This is a genomic window from Pseudomonas sp. PDM04 (assembly GCF_014851765.1).
Classification (GTDB): domain Bacteria; phylum Pseudomonadota; class Gammaproteobacteria; order Pseudomonadales; family Pseudomonadaceae; genus Aquipseudomonas.
In genome coordinates this window covers 678,050-703,591 of sequence record NZ_JACVAI010000004.1, presented here as the reverse complement: position 1 = coordinate 703,591, position 25,542 = coordinate 678,050, and the positions used below count along the sequence as shown (strand labels likewise).

Sequence of the window (25,542 nt, the reverse complement as noted above, 5' to 3'; positions counted from 1 at the left end):
TTACTCACAGGTTGTACTGCTTGCGCTTGCGATACAGCGTCGATGCATCGATTCCCAGGGTCTTGGCGGCCTGGTCCAAGGTACCGGCGGTGGCGAGCACAGCGCCGATGTGGGCCTTCTCCAGTTCATCCAGGCTCAGTGCAGCGCCAATGCGCGGCGCGTTGTTGACCGGTGTCTCGGCCATGCCCAGATGACTGATCTCGACCCGCTCCTGCGGGCAGATGATGCTCGCCCGCTCCACCACGTTACGCAGCTCCCGGATGTTCCCCGGCCAGCGATAGCTCAGCAACGCTTCACGGGCCTCGTCACTGAAACCTCGTGCCGGACGCGCATATTCCTTGACGAAGCGCGCCAGGAAACGGTCTGCCAGGTTCAGAATGTCCTCCCGACGCTCACGCAACGGAGGCAGGTGCAAGGTGATGACGTTCAGGCGATAGAGCAAGTCCTCACGGAAACGCCCGTCACGCACCATGTCTTCGAGGTTGAGGTTGGTGGCCGCCAGAATGCGCACGTCGGCGCGACGCGTGACCGGATCACCGACCCGCTCATATTCCTTGTCCTGGATGAAACGCAGCAACTTGGGTTGCAACGTCAGGGGAAAATCGCCGATCTCATCGAGAAACAGCGTCCCGCCGTCGGCCTGGTTGACACGTCCCAGGGTGCTTTCGCTGGCACCGGTAAAGGCGCCACGGCTGTGTCCGAAGAGTTCGCTTTCCATCAATTCGGCCGTCAGCGACGGACAGTTGATGGTGACGCAGGATTTCTTCGCCCGTTTGCTCCACCCGTGAATGGCCTGGGACAGCTCACCCTTGCCGGTGCCGGACTCGCCAAGAATCAGAATGTTGGCATCGGTGCTGGCCACCTGGCGGGCCGTCTCGAGCACCACTTTCATGGCCGGGCTGTGGGAATCCAGGCCGTCCTTGGGTTTGCGGACTTCACCCTCCAGCGCTTCGAGGCGCGCCGACAGCTGCCGCACTTCCAGTTGCTTGGCGGTCGCCAGGCGCAGCTGATCGGGGCTGCACGGTTTGACCAGGTAGTCCGCAGCGCCGGCCTGGATCGCGTCGACCGCAGTGTCCACGGCCGAGTGCGCCGTGACGATCACCACCCGCATCCACGGGGCCTGGATGCGCATTTGCGCCAGTACATCGAGTCCGTTGTCCTCACCGAGGCGCAGGTCGAGGAAACACAGGTCAAATACCTGGCGTTGCAGCAACGCGTCAGCCTGCGCCGCGCTATTGGCAGTGGCGACGCTGTAGCCCTCGTCTTCGAGGCAATACCGGAACGTTCGCAGGATGGCGGACTCGTCGTCCACCAGCAGAATGCGGCCCTGATGCTCGGTGGCAGATTCCATTTTCCTACGCTCCTTAAAGAATGATCTTGGTTAGTCCCAGAAAAATCGGGCAAGTTGCATGGTTGATTCTGGCCGATTCCGACCACAACGGAGTAACTATCTACTCACGCCAAGGCTAATCGCCTGATTCTGTTGTTTTTTATCGTCTAGCTGAATTTCAGGCTGATCCGCCTTCCTTTCAGACATCGGCGTCCTCTGCGCAATTCAAAAAAAACAAGAAAGCTCCTACGAAATTATCGTGCATTTCGCACGACCCTCAATAGGCCATCGTGCAGGATGCGTCCGACCCTCAGGTTTTATCATTTTTAACTCATTGATTTAATTGAATTTTTTCATTCAAAAAAAGTGGCATGCCGACTGCAATAGTCGTTGTATCCGGGGCAAACCGAACGCCCCCCAATAACAATCACCACCGTGTGGGAGGAGCTTCAGGATGAATCGCCAACGTGCCGCCCAATTGCGTATCTCGCCACTGCATATCCAGCAGGGCCTGTTCGCGGTCCTGGCGCTGCTGATCACCCTGATCGGCGGCCAGCAGTTCCAGCGCTGGACGCAGAGCCAGCAGCCAGAAGCGCCACGCGTGTCGTTTCAGTATCCGGTCCAGACCCACTTCAGCGCCGTGCACAGCACCCCTGCCGACAGCGCTCCCATGCGCATGATGGACGTCGACCAGGCTCAGCCCCTGGATGAAATGCCACCTCAGGAGCGCTGGGTGTTCTGACAAACGAACTTGGCGCACCTCTGCGCCGACAACTGCATCACCGCAGTACCTTTAAATAGAAGCGTAAGGAGAATCACCATGTTGAGCTGGGCAATCACATTCCTGATCATTGCCATCATCGCTGCAGTACTGGGCTTCGGTGGTATCGCGGGCACCGCCACGGGTATCGCCAAGATTCTCTTTGTCGTGTTCCTGGTGATGTTCATTGCTTCGTTCTTCTTTGGCCGTCGTGGCCGGGGTTGACGATGAACGTTTCACTCAAAACGCTGGCAGCCGCCCTGCTTCTGGGCGGCAGCGCCTTCGCGATGGCTGCCAATGATGGCCAGACCCGGGTCAACGAGTTGCTGAGCGCGGACCCGCAGTTTCACGACACCTGGCAAAGCGCGGTGGAAAAGGAAGAACGCCTGCCGGAATGGGTGATGAACCTGTCCGGTAACGCCGAGCAAATGAATGCAGTGGAAGAGGACGGCGAAAAATACCTGGTGGGTCCGCTCTGCGAATCCAGCAGCACTTGCCAGAGCAATCGCCTGATCGTGGCCGTCAGCTTCGACAAAAAGGACGCCTATGCCATGCTGGTCCAGGTGCCTGCAGGGCTGCCGGCCGACAAGTCGCCGACGCGACGTGCCGATTACCGCTTTCTCGGCAAACCTGACCAGGGCATGCAGGACCTGTTGATGGAGCAACTGAAGAAAGACCCGAACTGGTACTGAATTTGTCACATGAAAGAAGCAGCATTGCTTCTCTCTGCTGCGTCGCCTGAGGAAGGCCGACGCATGACCAGGGGGCCGGGACGTTCTGCCTGTTTCAGGGGCGGAGTGACCTACGGGTACAGGGAGTGCCTGCGCAAGGGCCGGGTCAGGAAAAAGCTGCTACGCAAGTTCGTCGTCCGCTCATGGCACGACGGGCTTGCGAAGAGCTTGAAGGGTCGATCGACTGCCAAGGCGACCCGTTCCATTTCGCTGCGTTACCCTCTCCTTTCCCATCCTCTGCCGGAAACTGCTTTTCCAGCATTTGACGCGTGACCGTACATCGAGAAAAACACACCTTGTTTCGCGGCGTTTTGTCGCGACTCGCTGTCGGATTATTCCTCGAAAAACCCATTACCCAACTGATCAAAAAACATCCAATCTCGTCGGAGATGACCGGTTCACGGCACTTCATTAACCGAAATGTCACCTTCGAACCATTTGCGACGTCGCTTTTGGCACATAAACCTCATGCCGATTCGGCATGGGGTAGTCGTTTACGGCATTAGACGCCGCATCCTCGCATCGGAATAGTTGCGCCTTTTTTCAGCTGCCAGAGAGCCATAAAAACGCTCCGGGGCACCTTATACGGGGGCGGATGCACACGACTTTTTCGCCACGAGCGGTCCAGTTTGCGCATCAGTCCGAGTCAAACTGAAGTAAGGGTAAAGATATGAAGAAGGCAAAGCTCAGCCTCGCCTGGCAGATCCTCATCGGTCTGGTGTTGGGGATTGCAATCGGTGCGCTGCTCAACCATTTCAGTGCCGAAAAGGCCTGGTGGATCAGCAACGTCCTGCAACCGGCGGGCGATATCTTTATCCGTCTGATCAAGATGATCGTGATCCCGATCGTCATTTCCTCGCTGGTCGTCGGGATCGCCGGTGTCGGCGATGCGAAGAAACTCGGCAGCATCGGCCTGAAAACCATCGTCTACTTCGAGATCGTCACCACCATCGCCATCGTGGTCGGCCTGCTGCTGGCCAACCTGTTCCACCCGGGCGCCGGTATCGACATGAGCACCCTGGGCACGGTGGACATCTCCAAGTACCAGGCCACCGCCGCCGAAGTGCAGCATGAACATGCGTTCATCGAAACCATCCTCAACCTGATCCCATCCAACATCTTCGCGGCCATGGCCCGCGGCGAGATGCTGCCGATCATTTTCTTCTCGGTGCTGTTCGGTCTCGGCCTGTCGAGCCTCAAGCCGGAACTGCGCGATCCGTTGGTCACGATGTTCCAGGGCGTGTCGGAAAGCATGTTCAAGGTCACCCACATGATCATGAACTACGCCCCGATCGGCGTTTTCGCACTGATCGCGGTCACGGTGGCCAACTTCGGCTTCGCTTCGCTGCTGCCACTGGCGAAGCTGGTGATCCTGGTTTACGTCGCGATCATCTTCTTCGCCTTCGTGGTCCTGGGCCTGATCGCTCGCCTGTTCGGCTTCTCGGTGATCAAACTGATGCGCATCTTCAAGGATGAGCTGGTGCTGGCCTACTCCACCGCCTCCTCCGAAACCGTGCTGCCGCGCGTGATCGAGAAGATGGAAGCCTACGGTGCGCCGAAAGCCATCTGCAGCTTCGTGGTGCCGACCGGTTACTCGTTCAACCTCGACGGTTCGACCCTGTACCAGAGCATCGCTGCCATCTTCATTGCCCAGCTCTATGGCATCGACCTGTCGATCAGCCAGCAACTGCTGCTGGTGCTGACGCTGATGGTCACCTCCAAAGGCATCGCCGGCGTTCCGGGTGTGTCCTTCGTGGTGCTGCTGGCAACCCTGGGCAGCGTTGGCATCCCGCTCGAAGGCCTGGCGTTCATCGCCGGTGTCGACCGCATCATGGACATGGCGCGTACCGCCCTGAACGTGATCGGCAACGCCCTGGCCGTGCTGGTCATCGCGCGCTGGGAAGGCATGTACGACGACGCCAAGGGCCAGCGCTACTGGAACTCCCTGCCGCACTGGCGCAGCAAGGAAAAATTGCCAATGGGCGAAACCGTCGGCAATTGATCCATACGAGCCTGTTCGCGACAGCGGCGCATCAATCGAATGCGCTCCTCGCGGGCGGGCTCGTTGCCACAATGATCGGTGTACATCGCGCTGACAAACCCCGGAGCAATCCGGGGTTTGTCGTTTCTGGCCGCCCCGCTATCATTCGCGCATCTTTGGGGGGATTGACTGATGCTTAATGGCCTGTGGCTTGGCTTCTTCATCGTGGCGGCCGTGTCGGCGCTGGCGCAGTGGCTGATCGGTGGCAACGCCGGGATCTTTGCGGCGATGGTGGAGAGCATTTTCGCCATGGCCAAGTTGTCGGTCGAGGTCATGGTGTTGTTGTTCGGCACCCTCACCCTCTGGCTGGGCTTCCTGCGGATCGCCGAGAAAGCCGGGATCGTCGAATGGCTGGCCAGGGCGCTGGGCCCCTTGTTCCTGCGTTTGATGCCGGAAGTGCCGCCCGGCCACCCGGCGATTGGCCTGATCACCCTGAACTTCGCCGCCAACGGCCTGGGCCTGGACAACGCCGCCACGCCGATTGGCCTCAAGGCCATGAAGGCGCTGCAGGAGCTCAATCCCAGCGCCACCATCGCCAGCAACGCGCAGATTCTGTTCCTGGTGCTCAACGCCTCTTCCCTGACCCTGCTGCCGGTCACCATCTTCATGTACCGCGCGCAACAAGGCGCGCCTGACCCGACGCTGGTGTTCCTGCCGATCCTGCTGGCCACCAGTTGCTCGACCATCGTCGGCTTCCTGGCCGTGGCCTTCATGCAACGCCTGCGGGTCTGGGATCCGGTGGTGCTGGCCTACCTGATTCCCGGCGCGCTCATGCTGGGCAGCTTCATGGCGTTGCTGGGAACGATGTCGGCCACCGCGCTGGCGGGCCTGTCGTCGATCCTTGGCAACCTCACGTTGTTCGGGCTGATCATGCTGTTTCTGCTCATCGGTGCACTGCGCAAGGTCAAGGTCTACGAAGCGTTCGTCGAAGGCGCGAAAGAAGGCTTCGACGTGGCGAAGAACCTGCTGCCCTATCTGGTGGCGATGCTATGTGCGGTAGGCGTGCTGCGTGCTTCCGGGGCGCTGGACTTCGGCCTCGACGGCATTCGCCACCTGGTGGAATGGGCCGGTTGGGACACGCGTTTCGTCGACGCGCTGCCGACGGCCATGGTCAAGCCATTTTCCGGCAGCGCTGCCCGGGCCATGCTGATCGAAACCATGAAGACCTCAGGCGTGGACAGCTTCCCGGCGCTGGTCGCAGCGACGGTTCAGGGCAGCACCGAGACGACCTTCTATGTGCTGGCGGTGTATTTCGGTGCGGTGGGGATTCAGCGCGCCAGGCATGCAGTGGGGTGTGCGTTGCTGGCGGAGCTGGCCGGGGTGCTCGGCGCCATCGGGGTTTGCTACTGGTTCTTCGGCTAACCCGCTCGCACATTGATCTCTGCAGGGTTTTACGGTCGCGCTGGCGCAACCTTGCGCCCTTGCTCCACCGCCCAGCCCACCACCTGCGCTGTCAGTTGATCACTCGCCTGGCCAAACCCGGTGACCACCGATGGCACGTTCACGTCGTGCAGCGGCTGGCGCACTTCGAAGCGGCGGCTGGCAAGGATGCGCTGGTCGAAGCCGCGCACCAGCAATGCATCCAGGCGCACCACCACGCTGGCCGTCGTGCCCTGATACTCGGTCTGGAAGGCTTGCAGTGTACCGCCCAGCTCCAGGTCGGCCTGGAAGTTGCTGTCGTCGGTGCTCAACAACGACACCCGGCCGTCATGCTGAAACCCATCGAGCAGACGATTGCGCAGCAGCTCCGGGGCCGGATCGCTCCAGCGGGATGCCTTGTAGCTGCTGATCAGGTCGCCCTGGGGGATCACCGCGATGTTGCGACTGTTCAACGCCTCGCTGGCCTGCGGCTTGGTCAGGCGCAGCGACCAGGGTTGCGCAGTGCCGTGGCCGGCGACTGCGCTGCTCTGGGACGAGGGCAACCGATACACATCGGCCGGCTCGGCCTTGGGCAGGATCGAGCAGGCGCTGGTCAACGCCAGGGCGCCGAGGAGGGCAATGTGGCTCAACTTCATGGCGTGAACTCCTTGTTCTTGTCAGTGCCCAGGAGGTAACCGCTCGGGTTGGCTTCCAGGCGCTGGGAGATGGCCCGCAGCGACGTGAGGGTGTCACGCAATTCCCGCACCGCAGGCGCCAGGCCATTGAGGCCCTGCATGCCGTTGTTGAGTGAATCCTGATTGCTGCTGAGCAATTTATTGATGGTCGCGCTGCTCTGTTCCAACGACTTCATGGCCTGCTCGGCGCTGCCGAACATCTGCTTGCCCTGGGTGTTGAGCAAGCCATTGGCATTGCGCATCAGCGTCGATGTCTGTTCCAGCATGACACTGGCCTGCTTGCCGACCGACGCCAGTTGCTGCATGGCCTGGCGGATGTCGCCGCGCTGCTCGGCAATGGTGCCGGTGGTTTGTTCCAGGTGTTCCAGGGTCTTGCCGATGCGTTCGACGTTTTCACTGGAGAACAGCAGGTTGGCGTTGTGCATCAGCATGTTCACGCCGCTCATCAGGTCGTTGCTGTCATTGAGCAGGCGCGCGATGGGCGAGGGCGAGGCGACGATGGTCGGCAGCTCGCCGTCCTTGCCCTTGAGCGCAGGGCTCTGCGGTGTACCGCCGCTGAGCTGGATGATCGACGTGCCGGTGACCCCGGTCAGCGCCAGCTTGGCCTGTGTGTCTTCCTTGATCGGGGTATCGCCGCCCAGGCGAATCCGTGCCAGCACCCGACGCGGGTCTTTCGGGTCCAGGCGCAAGGCCACCACATCGCCGACCTTGATTCCGCTGTACTGCACCGAGCTGCCCTTGGACAGGCCGCTGACCGCCTCGTTGAAGACCACCTCATAGTCCTTGAACTCGGTGTCGACACTGGATTTGGCCAGCCACAGACCGAAGAGCAGGGCACCTGCCACCACGATCACCGTGAACAGGCCGATCAACACATGATGGGCTCGGGTTTCCATGTCAGACCTCTTTCAACTGTTGAGCAGCGGTCAACGCTGCGCGGCCCCGGGGGCCGTGGAAATATTCGTGAATCCACGCATCGTCGGTTTCCGAGACGACATCGATGGCGCCCGCCACCAGCACTTTCTTCTGCGCCAGCACCGCCACGCGGTCGGTGATGGTGTAGAGGGTGTCGAGGTCGTGGGTAATCAGCAACACACTCAGGCCCAGCGCATCGCGCAGGGTGAGGATCAATTGATCGAAGGCCGCCGCGCCAATCGGATCGAGGCCGGCGGTCGGTTCGTCGAGAAACAGGATGTCCGGGTCCAGCGCCAGGGCCCGGGCCAGCGCCGCGCGCTTGATCATCCCGCCGGACAGCGAAGCGGGGTACTTGTCCGCAGCGGACAGCGGCAAGCCGGCCAGTGCCAGTTTCACCGCCGCCAGATGCTCGGCATCGTCGCGGCTGAGGCCGGCGTGCTCGATCAGGGGCAGGGCGACGTTCTCGGTGACGGTCAGCGAAGAAAACAACGCGCCTTTCTGGAACAGCACGCCAAACCGCCGCTCGACCAGCGAACGTTCGTGCTCGGACAGGGCCGGCAGGTTCTTGCCAAACACCTTCACCAGGCCTTCGCTGGGCTGGCGCAAGCCGACAATGCTGCGCAGCAGCACCGATTTGCCGCTGCCGGAACCACCGACCACGGCGAGGATTTCACCCTTGTACAAATCCAGGTCGAGGTTCTCGTGCACGCTCTGCCGGCCGAAGCGATTGCACAGCCCACGGACTTCGATCACCGCCTCGGAGGGCGCTCGGGGTAGACGACTCACCAGCCCATCTCCATGAAAAACAGCGCGGCCACGGCATCGAGCACGATCACCACGAAAATCGATTGCACCACACTGGACGTCGTGTGCGCGCCGACAGACTCGGCGCTGCCGCTGACCTTGAAGCCTTCCAGGCAGCCAATCGCGGCGATGAGGAATGCGAAGACCGGCGCTTTGACGATCCCCACCAGAAAGTGCTGCACACCAATGTCGGAGTGCAGCAGCGACAGGAACATCGCCGGGGAAATATCCAGGGACACCGCACACACCACGCCACCGCCGACGATTCCCGACAGCATCGCCAGGAACGTCAGCATCGGCAGCGAGACCAGCAGCGCCAGCACCCGCGGCACCACGAGCAACTCCATGGGGTCCAGGCCCAGGGTACGGATGGCGTCGATTTCTTCGTTGGCCTTCATCGAGCCGATCTGCGCGGTGAAGGCACTGGCCGTACGGCCGGCCATCAGGATCGCGGTCAGCAGCACGGCGAATTCGCGCAGGAAGGAGAACGCCACCAGGTCCACGGTGAAGACCGTCGCGCCAAAGTTGGCCAGCACGGTTGCGCCAAGGAACGCCACTACCGCGCCCACCAGGAACGTCAGCAGGGCGACGATCGGCGCCGCATCCAGACCGGTCTGTTCGATGTGGGCCACCATGGGCGTGATCCGCCAGCGCCAGGGACGAAACAGCCCACGCACCAGGGTTTCGAGAATCAGGCCGACGAAGCCCAGCAGCTGCAGGGTGTCCTGCCAGACCGCATCCACCGCACGGCCGATGCGGGTCAGCAGTTGAATGCCGACACTGATTTCCGGTTCCTTGATCGGCACGCAAAAATCGGTCATCGAGCAATACACCGTCTGCAACAGCGCACGGTCTGCGGAGGACAAGGTGCAGTCGGGGTGTTCGGCGGATCGGCCAAGGCGCTCCGAACCGAGCAGCTCCACCAGCAGCGATGCACCGGCGGTGTCGAGCGCACCCAGGCTATTGAGGTCGATGTGGGTGTTGTGGTCGTACTGCCCGCGCAGCTTTTCGCTCAGGTCCTTGAGGACGGCGTAATGGGCGAGCGTCCAGTCGCCCACCACCCGCAATTGCGCAGGGGTGTGCGAGGTGTCCAGGAGGGCACTGCCGGGTGTCGTGCTGCTGGTCATAAGCTCCGTGCTTGTTCGGCTGTTACGCAGAGCTACGTAATAGCACGAACCACGTTACTTTTCTTTGGTCGGTGTGCTGTCCGTGATCTTGAAACGCAGCACGCCAATCAACTGCCCGTCCTCGGTCAACACACGAACCTGCCAGTTGCCCGCCGGGTTGCCGGGGAAATTCTGCTTGTGGGTCCAGGCGCGGTAGCCTTCCTTGCGCCCGCCGTGGATGTCCAGGGCGATGCGGTCGACTTCCTTGCCGTTGAATTGCCAGACGTGATAAATCCGCTCGTCCAGTCCGCGCGGCGCGTTGATCGCGGTGTAGGCATAGAGTCCGCCGCCCCGGATCTGCTCGGCACTGACTTCGTCCAGGCTGTCGCCGGGCGTGCGGTCCTGCATCTGCGTGCTGATCGCCACGTCGGTCATCCACAGTGTGGCCGGCGGCACCCAGGAGCGCAGCACCCAGCCCACGCCACCAATGCCTACCGTGATGCTCAGGATCGCCAGCGCGTTGCGCACCGTGCGGATCGGGAAGATCGACGCCAGGCTCGGGAACGACAGGATGACGGCCGTGCCCAGGGCCAGCTTGAAGCTCTGGGAGGTGGTCAGGTGCAGGATGACGGGCAGGGCGGTCAGCAGCGCGGCGAACAGGGTCAGCGTGTGCAGCGCCAGGAACGCCCAGCGCCGTGGCGCCAGCCATTTGTAATAGAGTGGGTCGGTGATCGAAATCAGCGCGGCGAGGCCCAGCAGCCCGGTGAAAAACAACTGGCCGCTGTTCCAGGTGGTGGTGATGAAAAAGAACGGCAGGACAAAGAACAGGCTTTCCTGGTGGATCATCTGCGTTGCATAACGCAGTAAAGGCGGGGGGATTTCCCGCTTGAAGACGCGGGTGAACAGCCGGGTGAGGCTGTTTTCCAGCATCAGCCAGATCCAGCTGAGCACCATGATGACGGTGATCCAGGTCGCCAGCCCTTGCTGGCGATCCACCAGCATGAAACTGGCGACCCCGGAGATGAAACCACCGAGCGCAATGACCCCTGGGTAGCGCTTCATCAATTCGAGGATGCGCTGTACGAACAAGGTCAGGGTAGGCATTCGGCGATTCACAGTAGTCGTGGGAAAAATCCCCGACAGGTTACCGCCCGGGAGCCGGTGTGGCGAGTCGATCCTGTGGCAGCGGCGACCGTTCAGCGCGTCCTTCGATGCCAGCGCCAACCCAGCAGGGTCAACACCAGAAGGCCCAGTACAGCGCCAACCGTTCCCAGGAATGAGTCGTCACCGAGCAACGGTTTCTCGATCCGCAGGTAGCCCGGTTGCATCAGCAACTCACGCATGGCCTTGTTCGCCTGCACCAGTGTCACCCCCTGCAACTCCCTGGCAGGGTCGGCGAATCGACCCTCTTCATAGTTGCCCAGTGCACTCCAGTAATAGTCGGCCAGCGCGCTGTTGCCTTGCACGGCCCAGGCCTGGCGGGCGATGGCGGCCTGCTTGAGGCGGTTGAAGGTGTCCGCATCGAGGCCATCCTTGAGCAAGCCGGCCTTCAACGCGTCCAGTGCCTGCGTGGCCTCGGGCACATCGCCACGTTCGAGGTCGGCGTTGAGGCTCATGAAGCCCACACCGCCAAACACCTCGCGCTCGGCGGAAGGGCCGTAGGACAGGCTATGCGCCAGGCGCAACTGGCGATAGAGCGCCCAGTCGAGGTAATCCTTGAGCAAGTCGAAGGTGGCGTCGTTCACATCGTCCAGCACCGGTTCCGGCACCAGCCAGTGCAGTTTGGCCGAGTCGCCCACCAGCCCGCGACTCAACGTGCGTTCATGTGCCGCGCTGGCCAGGATCACCGGCAGTGGCGGGTGTTCGCTCGGATCAACCGCTTCGAGCGCGCCCCAGGCCCGTTCCAGGTAGGCCGGCAGCAGGCGTTCCAGATCGCCCACCATGACCAGCGTCATGTTGTTCGGCGCGTACCAGGCCTTGCGGACCGCCTCCAGTTGCTCGCGGGTCAGGTGATCGACTTCGGCCCGCTCCGGGCATTTGAGGCCCAGTTCCACGGCCAGTTGATTGCTCGCCGTGTGGCCCAGGTCCTGCCGGTCCAGCCAGCGCTGCAGGTGCGTGTAATGGCCGCCGTCCTCGCGTTCGACCACTTTCTTGGCGGCGCTGATCGCGTTGTCGTCGATGCGGGTCTGGGTCAGCAGGGCCAGCAGCAGATCGAGGACCTTGCGCTGGTTTTTCGCCGGGGCCTCGATGACGAATGTGGTGTCGGCGTTGCTGGTGTAGGCATTCCATTCACCGCCCAGCGCCTGCATGCGTTCTTCCAGCCCACCTTCGCCGGTGGCGTCGATGCCGCTGAACAGCAGGTGCTCAAGCAAGTGCGGCAACTCTTTGTCGGCACAGCTGAAATCATCGAGGCCGACGCCGACCACCAGCCGAATCGCCACGTGACCGCGCTCGTTGCCGGGCTTGAGCAGCAATTGCAGGCCGTTGGGCAGCGTATAGCCCTCGACCTGGAAGCGGTCCAGGGCAAGCAACGGGAATGAGCCCAACAACAGGCAGGCGAACAACAGACAACGCATAAGGAGCTTCCAGGCAATCAGTCGCAGATCCGTTTCGTCAGTCAGCCCCCGATCGCGAGCAGGCTCGCTCCCACAGGGTATTGTGGACACCGCAGAACCCATGTGGGAGCGAGCCTGCTCGCGATAGGGCCATCAGGCTGAACCCAAGCTACTGACTGATCACTGTGCCAGACGTTCAAGGCGAATGTGTGATGTCAGCCAAATCGTCTACCGCGAGCGCGCCGGTGTCGGAGTTTTCCAGCACCACATAGGCACTGCCGCAGAACAGTGAGTTCAGGCGCTTCATGTCGGCGATCATTTCCAGGTGCAGCGAACTGGTCTCGATACTTTGCACGATCTTGCGCTGCAACCGACTGACATGCGCGTGGGCCAGGCGGCGTTCCTGCGCACGGAAGCGCCGTTTCTCGCGCAACAACTGACGGGCGCTTTCTTTGTCGGCGCTGAGGAACACCGACAATCCCAGGCGCAGGTTGACGATCAGCTGGCTGTGCAACCCTGCCAACTCTTCCAGGCCCACTTCGGAAAACGAGCGGCGCTGGGAGGTTTTCTGCTGTTGCACCTTGCGCAGCATGCGTTCGATCAGGTCGCTGGCCAGTTTGAGGTTGATTGCCAACTCGATGATTTCCGCCCAGCGCCGACTGTCCTGGTCGCTGAGGTCCTCGCGGGGCATCTGCGCCAGATAGAGTTTGATCGCGCTGTACAGCGCTTCCACATCATCGCTCAGGCGGCGCATTTCCTGGGTCACAGCGCTTTGCTTGCCCTGCAACACATCGAGCATGGCCTCGAGCATGTGGTCGATCAGATCCCCCATGCGCAGGGTTTCCCGGGACGCATTGGCCAGCGCGAGACTGGGCGTGACCAGCGCGGTCGGATCGAGGTGCCGGGGTTTGGCGGTGCCATTGATCTGCGGCGTCTCCGGCAGCACCCAGGCACAGAACCGGGCCATCGGCGACACCGTGGGCAACAGGATCAGACAACGCACCGTGTTGTAGAGCAGGTGGAAACCGATGACCATTTCCTGCGGGCTGTAATCCAGGCTGTCGATCCAGTGCACCAATGGGTCGAGCACCGGGATGATCAGCAACAGACCGATCAACTTGTACAGCAGGCTGCCCAGGGCCACCTGACGTCCGGCGGGGTTCTGCATGCTGGTACTGAGGAACGCCAGGACGCCGCTGCCGATATTGGCGCCGATGACCAGGCCAAGGGCGACCGGCAGGCTGATCACCTTGGCTCCGGCCAGGGTCGCGGTCAGCAGCACCGCCGCCAGGCTCGAGTAGGAGATCATGGCGAACAGTGCGCCCATCAGGGCATCGAGCAGGATGTCGCCGGTCAGCGAGGCGAAGATCACCTTCACCCCCTTGGCGTGGGTGATGGGGTCGGCCGCCTCCACGATCAGTTGCAGCGCCAGAATGATCAGCCCCAGGCCGATCGCCACGCGGCCCATCTGGCCCAGGCGGGTCTGCTTGCGCGACAGGAAGAAAATCACCCCGAGGAAGATCAGCAGCGGCGACAGCCAGGACAGGTCGAAGGTCAGCACCCGCGCCATCAGCGCAGTACCGACATCGGCGCCGAGCATGGTCACCAGCGCCGGCGTCAGTGCCATCAGGCCCTGGCCGACGAAAGAGGTGACGAGCATCGCCGTGGCGTTGCTGCTCTGGACCATGGCCGTGACCGCGATCCCGGAGAGAAAGGCCAGCCAGCGCTTGGACATGTTGCGGCCAATCACATGGCGCAGATTGGAACCGTAGACCCGCAGAATGCCGGTTCGGACGATGTGCGTGCCCCAGATCAGCAAGGCAACGGCAGAAAGCAAATTGAGCAGGGTGAGCATACGGGCCCCCTGTGGTGGTAGCGCCCCAAAGGAGCAAGTTGACGGTGCCGCGCGAGGTTCTACGTCTTGTACTTAAGCTGTAGTTGGCTAACGGTCTGTGCGCCAGCATCGCATAGCTCAAGAATTGATTGAAACAAAACTGTCATGAAAACAATTCTGATCAGCCACCAGAAACAACTGTGGGAGCGAGCCTGCTCGCGATGAGGCTCTCAGATTCAACCGTGATGTTGACTGACAGGCCGCTATCGCGAGCAGGCTCGCTCCCACCGGTTTTTTACGCGGTTACTGGCCTGGAATGTCCTTGCGCAGTTTTACCGGGTCCTGCTGCTTTTTCTTTTTCGCCATCGCGGTGCGCATTTTGATGTTGAAGGCTTCCACCGCCAGCGAGAACGCCATGGCGAAGTAAACGTAGCCTTTAGGCACATGGACTTCGAACGACTCGGCGATCAATACCGTACCGACCACCAGCAGGAACGACAGCGCGAGCATTTTCAACGACGGGTGCTTGTCGATGAATTCGCTGATGGTGCCCGCCGCCAGCATCATCACCAGCACGGCGACAACGATCGCAGCGACCATGACCGGTACATGGGAAACCATGCCGACCGCAGTAATCACCGAATCCAGCGAGAACACGATGTCGATGATCGCGATCTGGATGATGGTGTAGAGGAAATTTCCGCCCTTGCCACTCGGCTCCTCGTTGGTCTCGTCTTCACCTTCCAGCGCGTGGTACATCTCTTGCGAGCTCTTCCACAGCAGGAACAGACCACCGAAGAACAGGATCAGGTCACGCCCGGAGATGCCCTGGCCGAACACGACAAACAGGTCGGCGGTGAGGCGCATGACCCAGGTGATCGACAGCAGCAACAGGATTCGCGTGACCATGGCCAGGGCCAGGCCGAAGATCCGGGTGCGCGCCTGCATGTGCTTGGGCATGCGGCTGACCAGGATCGAAATCATGATGATGTTATCGATACCCAGGACGATTTCCAGGGCGGTCAGGGTAAAGAAGGCAACCCAGATTTCAGGGTTGGTCAGCCATTCCATGTGTATTCCTTTGAGGATGTGTTAAACCAGAACGGGTCCGGGCTTCATTCAACAAAGCCTGGACCCGTCTTGGTGAGTCTTGGGCTTATAGCGTGCTGAACAGCGGGAAAATTCCCATCAGCAATGCTGCAACCAGTATGCACATGCACACCAGCACTGCCCATTTGAGGGTGAAGCGCTGATGGTCACCGAAGTCGATACCGGCCAGCGCCACCAACAGATAGGTCGATGGTACCAGCGGGCTCAGCAAGTGGACGGGCTGACCGACGATCGAGGCACGTGCCATTTCCACCGCAGTTATACCGTAATGGCTGGCGGCTTCGGCAAGCACTGGTAAGACACCGTAATAAAATGCGTCGTTCGACATGAAGAACGTGAACGGCATGCTCACCAGCGCGGTGATCACCGCCATGTACGGACCCAGGAAATCCGGGATGACGCCCAACAGGCTCTTGGACATCGCATCGACCATGCCGGTGCCCGACAGGATACCGGTGAAAATGCCCGCCGCGAAGATCAGGCCGACTACTGCCAGCACGCTGCCGGCGTGGGCCGCGACACGATCCTTCTGCTGTTGCAGGCAAGGGTAGTTGACGATCATCGCGATGCTGAACGCCACCATGAACAGCACAGGCAGCGGCAACAGGCCGGCGATCAGGGTGCACATCAATGCCAGGGTCAACGCGCCGTTGAACCAGATCAGCTTCGGACGACGGGCATCCGGAAACTGCGAAACACTGATTTCGCTGTGATCGATCTCGTCGCCCACCAAGTGCAGTTCACCCAGGCGCGCACGTTCACGTTTGCCGTAGAAGTAGGCGATGGCCAGGATTGCCACGACACCGGCAACCATCGCCGGAATCATCGGTACGAAAATCGCCGAGGGGTCGACGTGCAGTGCACTGGCCGCGCGGGCGGTCGGGCCGCCCCACGGGGTCATGTTCATCACGCCACCGGCGAGGATGATCAGGCCCGCCATGATCCGCGGGCTCATGCCGATGCGGCTGTACAGCGGCAGCATGGCCGCCACGCAGATCATGTAAGTGGTCGCGCCGTCACCATCGAGGGAGACGACGAGTGCCAGAACGGCGGTACCGACCGAAACCTTCAGCGGGTCGCCCTTGACCATTTTGAGGATCTTGCGCACGGCCGGGTCGAACAGCCCGGAGTCGATCATCAGCGCGAAATACAAAATGGCGAACATCAGCATCACACCGGTCGGCGCGAGCTTGGTGATGCCTTCGAGCATCATCGGGCCGATTTTCGGGGCGAAACCACCGAACAGGGCGAAAATGATCGGGATGATGATCAGGGCGATCAGCGCGGACAGGCGCTTGGTCATGATCAGGAACATGAACGTGATGACCATGGCGAAGCCAAGGAAAGTCAGCATGGGGGTACTCCAGGCGTAGCGCGGCTAGGGAATGGGCGAACCGGGGAGGGTCAGCGCAGAACGGGAAGCACGAGACGTACGGGCGGAGTGATGGCGAAGCGGCGGGTAGTAAAGGACATCAGGGTCACCATTGTTGTTGTTTAATGGGCTGTGCGAGCGATAAAACACTGGCAGTGGCCGACCGGTCTGTTGCCGGTAGTGGGGCGATCCTAATCGGGGAAGCTTTCAGCCAGCTTTCGTCGGCGAAAGCAGTGGGTTACCGGTCGTCGGACGAAGAAAGGCGGTCAGTCCGGATTGAGGCCTTCACGAGCAAGCCCGCGAAGGCGTCGATACAGACACCTCAGGAGAACACAGGATGAACGACCTCCACACTGGCGGATGCCACTGCGGACAACTGCGCTACCAATTCAGCGGTCCGCTGAGCGACATCGCCCACTGCCACTGCTCGATTTGCCGACGGGTCAGCGGTGGCATCGTGACCACCTGGATCACCGTGCCCGCCTCGACTTTCGCCTGGGTCAAGGGCACACCGGCGCAGTACGACTCCTCACCCAGTTGCGCCCGATACTTCTGCCCGAACTGTGGCGCGCAACTCGCATTGGTGACCCGGCTCAGCCCGCACAGCATCGACCTGACCATCGCCACCCTCGATCACCCGGAGCGGGCACCGGCCGAGCGGCATATCTGGACCGACAGCCGCCTGCCCTGGCTGCACCTGGACGAGCACCTGCCGGGCGAAGCCGAAGAAACCCTGTGATCAAAAAACCGACAGGTCCAATGGCCGGATCGCGCCCATCCAGATTGCATGCTCGGTGTGGTCAAGCAGGTCGTCACCCGTGTCCGGGTGCACAAACACCACCAGCCCCTTGCGATTGAGCGCCAGCCACGGCAGCACCTCGCCCAGCAGTTCCGGCCCGAATGCCAATTGGCAGCTCCAATCCGGGTGCGGCCCGACCGGACGTTCATGCACGCGACCCATCTTCAGCGGGAACTGGCGTGCGGCCTGTTCGCACAGCGCTCGCGCCTGATCGATGCGGGTTGCGTCGAAATACACATGGGCGTGATAGCCCTTGATCTGCTGCATCTGAATCCCTCGTAAACCCGGTCGAACCCTCAGCGTTTCCCACAGGTCACACGCCATATACGTGGGAAGGTGTGGAGACCAGCCATGAAAAATGCCGAAACCCCAGTGGTCAAAGTGGTGCTTTATGGTGCCATGAGTAGCCTGGGCAGTGCGCTGATGGCTGAAATGCTGCGGCGCCAACATGAAGTGATCGCGATTCTCGACGAACTGACAGCCCTGGCCCCGCGCCCCGGCTTACGCGCCAAGGCCGGCGATCTGTTCGACGCCGAGCGCGTGAAGCAAAGCGTCGCCGGCAGCTCGGCGGTCATTTGTCTGCTGGATGCTCCCGGGTTGCCGTTCAACAGCGAGTACGTGGAAAAAACCATTGTGCCGGGTCCGGTCGAGCAGGTGCTGGCGGTCGATGCCTTGATCGACGGTCTGCAGGCCGCAGGCGTTGCAAGACTGTTCCTGGTGGGTGATTTCCAGGTGCTGGACGATCCGGAAATCGAGGATCAACTGCAACGCCACGCCGCCGAAGAAATCCGCGAGGCCCTGCAAAGCAGCCCGTTGCACTGGACGCTGGTCAATTCGCCGCGGGGCGTCGCCGGGCTGACGATCGAACATTTCAGCCAGGTCAGCAGCAGCCTGGAACCGGGACTGGCAGAGCCGCTCGAACGCCTGAGCCGTGTCGCCGCAGGGATCGCCGATGAACTGCGGTTGAACCTGCACGTGGGCGAGCACGTGAGCTTCGTCGGTACGGACCCTACACCGCGATAGACGGCAGTGTCAGGCCATTGAGCGATTGCGCGCTGCTGGCCTGCTCGGCCATCAGCCAGTCGACGAACTGCTGAATCAATGCACCGCGACGTTTACGCGGGGGCAGGACCACGTAATAGCCTTGGCGTGACATGACGGTGTCGGCGATCGGCCGACACAACAAACCCTGTGCCAGCAAGTTATCCACAAGGTGGCGCCAGCCGATCGCCACGCCCTGACCGCCAATCGCCGCCTGGATCAACAAGGTGTAATTGTCGAAACGCAATTGTCCGGGGGCTGGCGCCGAACTGATGCCGAGTTCGCGAAACACGCCGCTCCAGTCGAACCATTGGCTGCTGTTTTCACCGCGCAAATGCAGCAGCGGGAACTCCAGCAGCGCGTGCGCTGGCAAGGGCAGGTTCCGCTCCGTCAACAGCAGTGGGCTGCACACCGGAAACACTTCCTCGCTGAACAACCAAAGGCTCTCGCCCTGTTTGAATCGGCCGTCACCGAACAACACCGCGACATCGATATCGGTGCGCAGCATGTTGAGGCTTCGTTCGCTGGTGACCAGGCTGACGTCAACCTGTGGATTGGCCGCATGAAAGCGGTGCAGACGCGGCATCAACCAATAGGCGGCGAAGGCGAAATCGGTCGCCACCTGCAACACTTCATGCTGATGTTGTGCGCTGATTGCACTCAATCCTGCATCGATATTCTGTAAACCGAGTTGAACTTGCTGAAAAAGAATGGTCCCGGCCTCGGTCAACTCGATGCCGCGATAAATGCGGTCGAACAGGCGCGTGGCCAGCTGATCCTCCAGTTTCTTGATCTGCTGGCTGATCGCCGGCTGCGTGGTGCCCAGCTCCACTGCGGCAGCGGTGAAGCTGCGCTGGCGGGCCGCTGCTTCAAAAGCCCGAAGCAGGTCCAGGGACAAATCACCCAAGGCGTCATACATAAGCTGTGCTTATCCTAGTCATTGTCTGGCATGGGCTTTACCACAACCCGCATGGAATCCATGCTCGATCGCAGCACTCTCGCATAAATATTCACTATGGAATGCCGCGATCACATGAAGCGCAAGAACATTCTTTTCATCATGGCCGATCAAATGGCCGCGCCAATGTTGCCGTTCTACGGTCCTTCGCCCATCAAACTGCCGAATCTCAGCCGCCTCGCCGCCGAAGGCGTGGTGTTCGACGCCGCGTATTGCAACAGCCCCCTGTGCGCGCCCTCGCGTTTTACCCTGGTCAGCGGTCAGTTGCCGAGCAAGATCGGCGCCTACGACAACGCGGCCGACTTTCCCGCCGACGTACCGACGTACGCCCATTACCTGCGCCGCCTCGGCTACCGCACGGCACTGTCAGGCAAGATGCACTTTTGCGGCCCGGACCAGTTGCACGGTTACGAAGAACGCCTGACCAGCGATATTTATCCGGCCGACTATGGCTGGGCAGTGAACTGGGACGAACCGGACGTGCGGCCGACCTGGTACCACAACATGTCGTCGGTGCTGCAGGCCGGACCGTGCGTGCGCACCAACCAGCTGGACTTCGATGAAGAGGTGGTGTTCAAGGCCCAGCAGTACCTGTTCGATCATGTGCGCGAAGACGGCGACCAGCCGTTCTGCCTGACCGTATCGATGACTCACCCGCACGATCCGTACACGATTCCCAAGGCCTTCTGGAACCTGTACGACGAGACCGAGATCCCGATGCCCGAAACGCCCGCGCAGACCGGTCTCGATCCGCATTCCCAGCGCTTGCTCAAGGTCTACGACCTGTGGGAAAAGCCACTGCCTGTGGATAAGATCCGTGACGCCCGCCGCGCTTACTTCGGTGCGTGCAGCTATATCGACAGTAACGTCGGCAAACTCCTGCAAACACTCGAGGAAACCGGGCTGATCGACGACACCATCATCGTCTTCTCCGGCGACCATGGCGACATGCTCGGCGAGCGCGGGCTCTGGTACAAGATGCACTGGTTCGAAATGGCCGCGCGCGTGCCGATGCTGATCAGTGCGCCGGGGCAGTTCGGCGCCCGCCGGGTCAGCGCAGCGGTGTCGACCGCCGACCTGTTGCCCACCTTCGTCGAACTGGCCGGCGGCTCCCTGGAGCCGGGCCTGCCGCTGGATGGCCATTCGCTGGTGCCGCACCTGCAAGGGCAGGGCGGTCACGACGAAGTCTTCGGCGAGTACATGGCCGAGGGCACAGTCAGCCCGCTGATGATGATTCGTCGCGGGGCCTACAAATTTATCTACAGCGAACAGGACCCTTGCCTACTCTTCGACGTACGCAACGACCCACGTGAGCAGGAAGAACTCAGCCAGTCGCCGCAACATCGCCTGCTGTTCGAGGAATTTCTCGCCGAAGCACGGGCCAAGTGGGATATCCCGGCGATCCACCAACAGGTGCTCGCAAGCCAGCGTCGTCGGCGTTTCGTCGCCGATGCGCTGACCATCGGCAAGCTGAAGAGCTGGGATCACCAGCCGCTGGTGGACGCCAGTCAGCAGTACATGCGCAACCATATCGACCTCGACGACCTGGAGCGCAAAGCACGTTATCCACAACCCTGCCAAAACCAATAATGTTAAGGGGAAGTCCATGCAAAAGTTATCCACAGTACTGACGGTCGGTCTGCTGGCTCTGGGCAGTGCGTCGGCCTATGCCGACCAGAGTTGCGAGACGGTGAAAATGGCCGACCCTGGCTGGAGCGACATCGCCGCGACCAACGCCATCACCGGGTTTCTGCTGGACGGCATGGGCTACAAGGCCAAGGTCGACACCCTTGCGGTGCCCATCACCTTCGGTGGGTTGAAGGACGGCCAGGTCGATGTGTTCCTGGGTAACTGGATGCCGGCGCAGCAGGGCTTCTACGACAAGTTCGTGGCCACCGGCGACGTGACGCAACTGGCGAAAAACCTCGACGGCACCGAATTCACCCTCGCGGTCCCGGATTATGTCTGGGACGCGGGTGTGCATAACTTTGCCGACCTGAACAAGTTCGCCGACAAGTTCGACAAGAAGATCTACGGCATCGGCTCCGGCGCGCCGGCGAACATTTCGCTGCAGGACATGATCAAGAAAAACGACTTCGACATGGGCCAGTGGAAGCTGGTGGAATCCAGCGAGCAGGCCATGCTGGCGGAAGTGTCGCGGGCCGTTAAGAAGCAGAAATTCGTGACCTTCCTCGGCTGGACCCCGCACCCGATGAACGTGCAGCTGAAAATGCATTACCTCAAGGGCGGCGAGAAATACTTTGGAGACACCGGCACCGTGCACACCCTGACACGCAAGGGTTACGCCCAGGCCTGCCCGAATGTCGGCAAGTTGCTGACCAACCTGACGTTCACCCAGGACATGGAAAACAGCATCATGGCCGACGTGGTGAACAAGAAGCTCAGCAATGCCGATGCGGCCAAGGCCTGGATCAAGGCCAACCCGGCGGTGCTGGACAAGTGGCTGGACGGGGTGAAGACCGTGGACGGCAAGGATGCGTTGGCGGCCGTCAAAGCCAAGCTTTAAGCCATTGTGTGGGAGCGAGCCTGCTCGCGATAGCGGTGTATCAGTCAGAATCACTCCATCTGATACGCCGCTATCGCGAGCAGGCTCGCTCCCACAGTGTGTTCTGCTGATACCCTTGCGCAAAATCTCCACCCGAGAGGACCCATGGCCCTTCCAAGCCGCCATTCACTCTTCCCCTTCCTCACCTGGTTGCCCCGGCAAACCCGCGCCAGCGTCGGTCGTGACCTGATCGTCGGCCTCAGCGGCGCCATCCTTGCGTTACCGCAGTCCATTGCCTACGCCCTGATCGCCGGCCTCCCGCCCGAGTACGGCCTGTACGCCGCCATCATCCCGGTGTTGATCGCCTGCCTCTGGGGTTCGTCCTGGCATCTGATCTGCGGCCCGACGGCCGCCATTTCGATTGTCCTGTACGCCAGTGTCAGCCCTCTGGCGGTACCGGCGTCCAAGGACTACATCACGCTGATCCTGCTCCTGACGTTGCTGGCCGGGATTTTCCAGTGGCTGCTGGGCTTGCTGCGATTCGGCGCCCTGGTGAACTTTGTCTCCCACTCGGTGGTGCTGGGGTTCACCCTGGGTGCGGCGGTGGTCATCGCCATCGGCCAGATGCCCAATCTGCTGGGGCTGGACGTGCCGAACCAGGCCACGGCGCTGGACAGTTTCATGATGCTGTTCCATCACCTGGGCGAGGTCGATCGACCCTCGCTGGTGCTGGGTCTGGCCACCGTCGTGGTCGGCGTGATCCTGAAAATGCTGCTGCCACGTTGGCCAACGTTGTTGATGACGCTGGTCCTGGGCGGGCTGGTGGTGTGGTTGTGGCCCTCGATGTTCGGCCACGTCGGCCTGGTCAGCGCTTTCGTCGGCCGGCTGCCGCCTTTGAGTCCCTTGCCACTGGACCTGGACATGATCCTGCGGCTGTTGCCCAGCGCCGTGGCGGTGGGGATGCTCGGGCTGGTGACGAGCCTGTCGATTGCCCGTTCCCTGTCAGCGCGCTCGCAGCAGTTGCTCGACGCCAACCAGGAAGTCCGGGCCCAGGGCTTGTCGAACATCGTCGGGGCGTTCTTTTCCGGGTCGCTGTCCGCGGGTTCCTTCACTCGCTCGGGACTGAGCTTCGAAGCAGGCGCCTGCTCGCCGCTGGCAGGGATCTTTTCGGCGGTGTGGGTGGCGTTGTTTGCCATCTTCGGCGCCAATCTGATTGCGCACATTCCGATCCCGGCCATGGCCGGCAGCATTCTGCTGATCGCCTGGGGCCTGGTGGACCACCGTGGCATCCGCGCGTTGCTGCGGGTCAGCCGCGCCGAGTTCGTCGTCATGGCGCTGACCTGCGTCGCCACGCTGTTGCTGGAACTGCAAACGGCGATCTATGCCGGGGTGCTGGCCTCGCTGTTCTTCTACCTCAAGCGCACCTCGCAACCGCGGGTGCAGCATTGGCGCGACGGCGACGAAGACATTCTGCGCGTCGGCGGCTCGATCTTCTTCGGCGCCAGCCATTACCTGCAGGTGCGCCTGCAACGGATGCACGGCGCGCGCGTGGTGATCGAGGCGCAGCAGATCAACTTCATCGACTATTCAGGGGTGGAAATGCTGCATCAGGAAGCGCGACGGCTATTGCGCCAGGAGCGCAGCCTGACATTGCGCGGCGCACGCCCACCGGTGGTGGAGGAGTTGAGAAAGCTGGAAGGCGCGGAGAAATGCCCGATCCGGTTTGAGGATTGATTGACGCGCAACCCTAGTGGGAACGAGCAGGCTCGCTCCCACAGGTCGGTTACAACGCGAGTTGCCGGCGCAGCTCGGCCAGCACCGGCACGGTGTCCGGTCGCACGCCGCGCCACAGCAAGAACGCTTCGGCCGCCTGTTCGGCGAGCATGCCCAGGCCATCCATCGACACCGCCGCCCCCTGTTCCGTCGCCCAGCGGCAGAACGCTGTCGGCTCCTTGCCGTACATCATGTCGTAGCAGACGGTCTTGCCCGGCTCGACCAGGCTGCCGGCAATCGGTGGGACTTCACCTGACAGGCTGGCCGAGGTCGCATTGATGATCAGGTCCACCGGCTCGCACAACCAATCGAAACCACTGGCCGACACCGGGCCCAGGTCGGCGAACAGCTCCGCCAGCAATTCGGCTTTTTCCACCGTGCGGTTGGCGATGATGACCGAGGCGGGCTGTTCGGCCAGCACCGGTTCAAGCGCGCCGCGCACCGCGCCGCCGGCACCCAGCAGCAGGATGCGTTTGCCCTTGAGGCTGACACCGGCGTTGACCGTCAGGTCCCGCACCAGCCCGGCGCCATCGGTGTTGTCGCCCAGCAACGTGCCATCGGCGAGTTTGCTCAGGGTGTTCACCGCACCGGCCCGCTGGGCACGCGCGGTCAGGTTGTCCGCCAGGCGAAATGCTTCCTCCTTGAACGGCACCGTTACATTCGCCCCGCGCCCCTCAACGAAAAACGCCCGGGCAAAGTCGGAAAAATCATCAAGCGGCGCCAGCGAAGTGCTGTAGTCCAGTTGCTGGGCGGTCTGCCCGGCGAACAAGCGGTGGATCAGTGGCGACTTGCTGTGGCCAATCGGGTTGCCGAATACGACATAACGGTCCATCAGAACTCCTCGTTCAGGCCTGCGCCAACCAATCGCGATCCTGCAGGAAGTAGTCGGTCAAGCGCGCTTCCTCGCTGCCGGGCTCGGCTTTCCAGTCATAGCCCCAGCGCACCTGCGGCGGCAACGACATGAGGATCGACTCGGTACGCCCACCCGATTGCAGGCCGAACAAGGTGCCGCGGTCGTAAACCAGGTTGAACTCGACGTAGCGTCCGCGACGGAATTCCTGGAACTCGCGCTGCTTGGCGGTGAATGCGTCGTGCTTGCGGCGCTGCACGATCGGCAGGTACGCGTCGATGTAGGCGTCCCCAATGGCACGGATGAACGCGAAGCAGGTGTCGAAGTCCCACTCGTTCAGGTCATCGAAGAACAGGCCGCCAATGCCGCGTGGTTCGTGGCGATGCTTGATGTGGAAATAGCTGTCGCACCAGGCCTTGTAGCGCGGATAGACGTCCGGGCCGAACGGCGCGCAGGCCTGCTCGGCGACCCGGTGCCAGTGCACGCAGTCTTCTTCATTGCCATAGTACGGGGTCAGGTCGAAGCCGCCGCCGAACCACCAGACCGCTTCTTCGCCTTCTTTTTCAGCGATGAAAAAGCGCACGTTGGCGTGGGAAGTCGGCACCTGCGGGTTGTGCGGGTGAATCACCAGCGACACGCCCAGGGCTTCGAAGCCGCGCCCGGCCAGTTCAGGCCGATGGGCGCTGGCAGATGGCGGCAGGCCGCTGCCGAAGACATGAGAGAAATTGACGCCGCCCTTTTCGATGACAGCGCCATTCTCGATCACCCGGGTGCGACCTCCACCCCCGGCCGCACGGGTCCAGGCGTCCTCAACGAACCGCGTGCCGCCGTCTTCGGCTTCCAGGGCAGCGCAAATGCGGTCTTGCAGATCGAGCAGATAGGCTTTTACGGCCTCGGTGCGGGTCGTCATGTCTTCACCTTGAATCAGGGCAAAACTACGCGGCGCTCCATCGGAGCAGGGGCCGGCGCAAATGGGCGCGTAGCATAACATCGCCGGCGCCCG

The 25,542-nt window shown here is 61.7% G+C and carries 24 protein-coding genes; 10 read left to right on the top strand and 14 right to left on the bottom strand.

Annotated features, from left to right (window positions below; genetic code table 11):
* Positions 1-4: 4 nt before the first annotated feature.
* Entirely contained in the window at positions 5-1,351 is a 1,347-nt protein-coding gene (algB, locus tag IB249_RS19300; RefSeq protein WP_192307296.1) for a sigma-54-dependent response regulator transcription factor AlgB, read from the bottom strand.
* 433 nt (positions 1,352-1,784) lie between these two features.
* On the opposite strand from algB, the gene IB249_RS19295 reads away from it, so the two are divergent.
* The 5 genes from IB249_RS19295 to IB249_RS19275 all read left to right on the top strand — a co-directional run bounded on the left by IB249_RS19295 (position 1,785) and on the right by IB249_RS19275 (position 6,224).
* Positions 1,785-2,072, top strand: coding sequence for a hypothetical protein (locus IB249_RS19295; protein WP_192307295.1), 288 nt, complete (start codon positions 1,785-1,787; stop codon positions 2,070-2,072).
* A 78-nt stretch (positions 2,073-2,150) separates the two neighbouring features.
* Positions 2,151-2,315 carry a DUF1328 domain-containing protein gene (locus IB249_RS19290; RefSeq protein ID WP_003177151.1) on the top strand — a complete coding sequence of 55 codons (165 nt, stop codon included), beginning with the start codon at positions 2,151-2,153 and terminating at the stop codon, positions 2,313-2,315.
* 2 nt (positions 2,316-2,317) lie between these two features.
* Complete coding sequence (locus tag IB249_RS19285) at positions 2,318-2,782, top strand: inhibitor of vertebrate lysozyme family protein (protein WP_192307294.1); 465 nt, start codon at positions 2,318-2,320, stop codon at positions 2,780-2,782.
* A 709-nt stretch (positions 2,783-3,491) separates the two neighbouring features.
* Complete coding sequence (gltP, locus tag IB249_RS19280) at positions 3,492-4,823, top strand: glutamate/aspartate:proton symporter GltP (RefSeq protein WP_192307293.1); 1,332 nt, start codon at positions 3,492-3,494, stop codon at positions 4,821-4,823.
* Positions 4,824-4,994: 171 nt separating this feature from the next.
* Positions 4,995-6,224, top strand: a complete 1,230-nt coding sequence (locus tag IB249_RS19275) for a nucleoside recognition domain-containing protein (RefSeq protein WP_192307292.1) — start codon at positions 4,995-4,997, stop codon at positions 6,222-6,224.
* 29 nt (positions 6,225-6,253) lie between these two features.
* Here IB249_RS19275 and IB249_RS19270 read toward each other — a convergent pair whose 3' ends face one another.
* The 9 genes from IB249_RS19270 to IB249_RS19230 all read right to left on the bottom strand — a co-directional run bounded on the left by IB249_RS19270 (position 6,254) and on the right by IB249_RS19230 (position 16,594).
* Positions 6,254-6,877 carry an ABC-type transport auxiliary lipoprotein family protein gene (locus tag IB249_RS19270; protein WP_192307291.1) on the bottom strand — a complete coding sequence of 208 codons (624 nt, stop codon included), beginning with the start codon at positions 6,875-6,877 and terminating at the stop codon, positions 6,254-6,256.
* Positions 6,874-7,812 (bottom strand): MlaD family protein, encoded by a 939-nt coding sequence (locus tag IB249_RS19265; RefSeq protein ID WP_192307290.1) that lies wholly within the window; start codon positions 7,810-7,812, stop codon positions 6,874-6,876. The genes IB249_RS19270 and IB249_RS19265 overlap by 4 nt, the downstream gene beginning before the upstream one ends.
* A gap of 1 nt (position 7,813) precedes the next feature.
* Entirely contained in the window at positions 7,814-8,617 is an 804-nt protein-coding gene (locus tag IB249_RS19260) for an ABC transporter ATP-binding protein (RefSeq protein WP_192307289.1), read from the bottom strand.
* Positions 8,614-9,762 (bottom strand): ABC transporter permease, encoded by a 1,149-nt coding sequence (locus IB249_RS19255; RefSeq protein WP_192307288.1) that lies wholly within the window; start codon positions 9,760-9,762, stop codon positions 8,614-8,616. Before IB249_RS19255 ends, IB249_RS19260 begins: the two co-directional genes overlap by 4 nt.
* 54 nt (positions 9,763-9,816) lie before the next feature.
* On the bottom strand, positions 9,817-10,845 hold the full coding sequence (locus tag IB249_RS19250) for a DUF5924 family protein (RefSeq protein WP_192307287.1): 1,029 nt from the start codon (positions 10,843-10,845) through the stop codon (positions 9,817-9,819).
* Positions 10,846-10,937: 92 nt separating this feature from the next.
* Positions 10,938-12,317, bottom strand: a complete 1,380-nt coding sequence (locus tag IB249_RS19245; RefSeq protein WP_192307286.1) for a M16 family metallopeptidase — start codon at positions 12,315-12,317, stop codon at positions 10,938-10,940.
* Positions 12,318-12,492: 175 nt separating this feature from the next.
* Entirely contained in the window at positions 12,493-14,151 is a 1,659-nt protein-coding gene (locus IB249_RS19240) for a Na/Pi cotransporter family protein (protein WP_192307285.1), read from the bottom strand.
* A 282-nt stretch (positions 14,152-14,433) separates the two neighbouring features.
* The gene (locus tag IB249_RS19235) at positions 14,434-15,201 is read right to left on the bottom strand and encodes a TerC family protein (RefSeq protein ID WP_192307284.1); all 768 of its coding nucleotides are present in this window, start codon (positions 15,199-15,201) and stop codon (positions 14,434-14,436) included.
* A gap of 85 nt (positions 15,202-15,286) precedes the next feature.
* Positions 15,287-16,594, bottom strand: a complete 1,308-nt coding sequence (locus IB249_RS19230) for a CitMHS family transporter (RefSeq protein WP_192307283.1) — start codon at positions 16,592-16,594, stop codon at positions 15,287-15,289.
* Positions 16,595-16,949: 355 nt separating this feature from the next.
* Between IB249_RS19230 and IB249_RS19225 the strand changes: the two genes are divergently transcribed.
* Positions 16,950-17,351, top strand: coding sequence for a GFA family protein (locus IB249_RS19225; protein WP_192307282.1), 402 nt, complete (start codon positions 16,950-16,952; stop codon positions 17,349-17,351).
* On the opposite strand, the gene IB249_RS19220 is transcribed toward IB249_RS19225, so the two are convergent.
* The gene (locus tag IB249_RS19220) at positions 17,352-17,678 is read right to left on the bottom strand and encodes a DOPA 4,5-dioxygenase family protein (RefSeq protein WP_192307281.1); all 327 of its coding nucleotides are present in this window, start codon (positions 17,676-17,678) and stop codon (positions 17,352-17,354) included.
* A gap of 84 nt (positions 17,679-17,762) precedes the next feature.
* Between IB249_RS19220 and IB249_RS19215 the strand changes: the two genes are divergently transcribed.
* Complete coding sequence (locus IB249_RS19215) at positions 17,763-18,434, top strand: NAD(P)-dependent oxidoreductase (RefSeq protein ID WP_192307280.1); 672 nt, start codon at positions 17,763-17,765, stop codon at positions 18,432-18,434.
* On the opposite strand, the gene IB249_RS19210 is transcribed toward IB249_RS19215, so the two are convergent.
* Positions 18,421-19,371 carry a choline sulfate utilization transcriptional regulator gene (locus IB249_RS19210; protein WP_192307279.1) on the bottom strand — a complete coding sequence of 317 codons (951 nt, stop codon included), beginning with the start codon at positions 19,369-19,371 and terminating at the stop codon, positions 18,421-18,423. The two genes, IB249_RS19215 and IB249_RS19210, sit on opposite strands and share 14 nt — an antisense overlap.
* A 114-nt stretch (positions 19,372-19,485) precedes the next feature.
* Between IB249_RS19210 and betC the strand changes: the two genes are divergently transcribed.
* From betC to IB249_RS19195, 3 genes are all read left to right on the top strand, one after another.
* On the top strand, positions 19,486-21,000 hold the full coding sequence (gene betC, locus IB249_RS19205; protein ID WP_192307278.1) for a choline-sulfatase: 1,515 nt from the start codon (positions 19,486-19,488) through the stop codon (positions 20,998-21,000).
* Positions 21,001-21,016: 16 nt separating this feature from the next.
* Positions 21,017-21,937 carry a choline ABC transporter substrate-binding protein gene (locus IB249_RS19200; protein WP_192307277.1) on the top strand — a complete coding sequence of 307 codons (921 nt, stop codon included), beginning with the start codon at positions 21,017-21,019 and terminating at the stop codon, positions 21,935-21,937.
* Between the two features lie 144 nt (positions 21,938-22,081).
* Positions 22,082-23,650 carry a SulP family inorganic anion transporter gene (locus tag IB249_RS19195; RefSeq protein ID WP_192307276.1) on the top strand — a complete coding sequence of 523 codons (1,569 nt, stop codon included), beginning with the start codon at positions 22,082-22,084 and terminating at the stop codon, positions 23,648-23,650.
* 49 nt (positions 23,651-23,699) lie between these two features.
* Here the strand turns inward: IB249_RS19195 and aroE are convergent, their stop codons facing one another.
* Together aroE and hemF are read right to left on the bottom strand one after the other, a co-directional pair.
* Positions 23,700-24,521 (bottom strand): shikimate dehydrogenase, encoded by an 822-nt coding sequence (gene aroE, locus IB249_RS19190; RefSeq protein WP_192307275.1) that lies wholly within the window; start codon positions 24,519-24,521, stop codon positions 23,700-23,702.
* A gap of 13 nt (positions 24,522-24,534) precedes the next feature.
* Complete coding sequence (hemF, locus tag IB249_RS19185; RefSeq protein WP_192307274.1) at positions 24,535-25,449, bottom strand: oxygen-dependent coproporphyrinogen oxidase; 915 nt, start codon at positions 25,447-25,449, stop codon at positions 24,535-24,537.
* Positions 25,450-25,542: the final 93 nt, after the last annotated feature.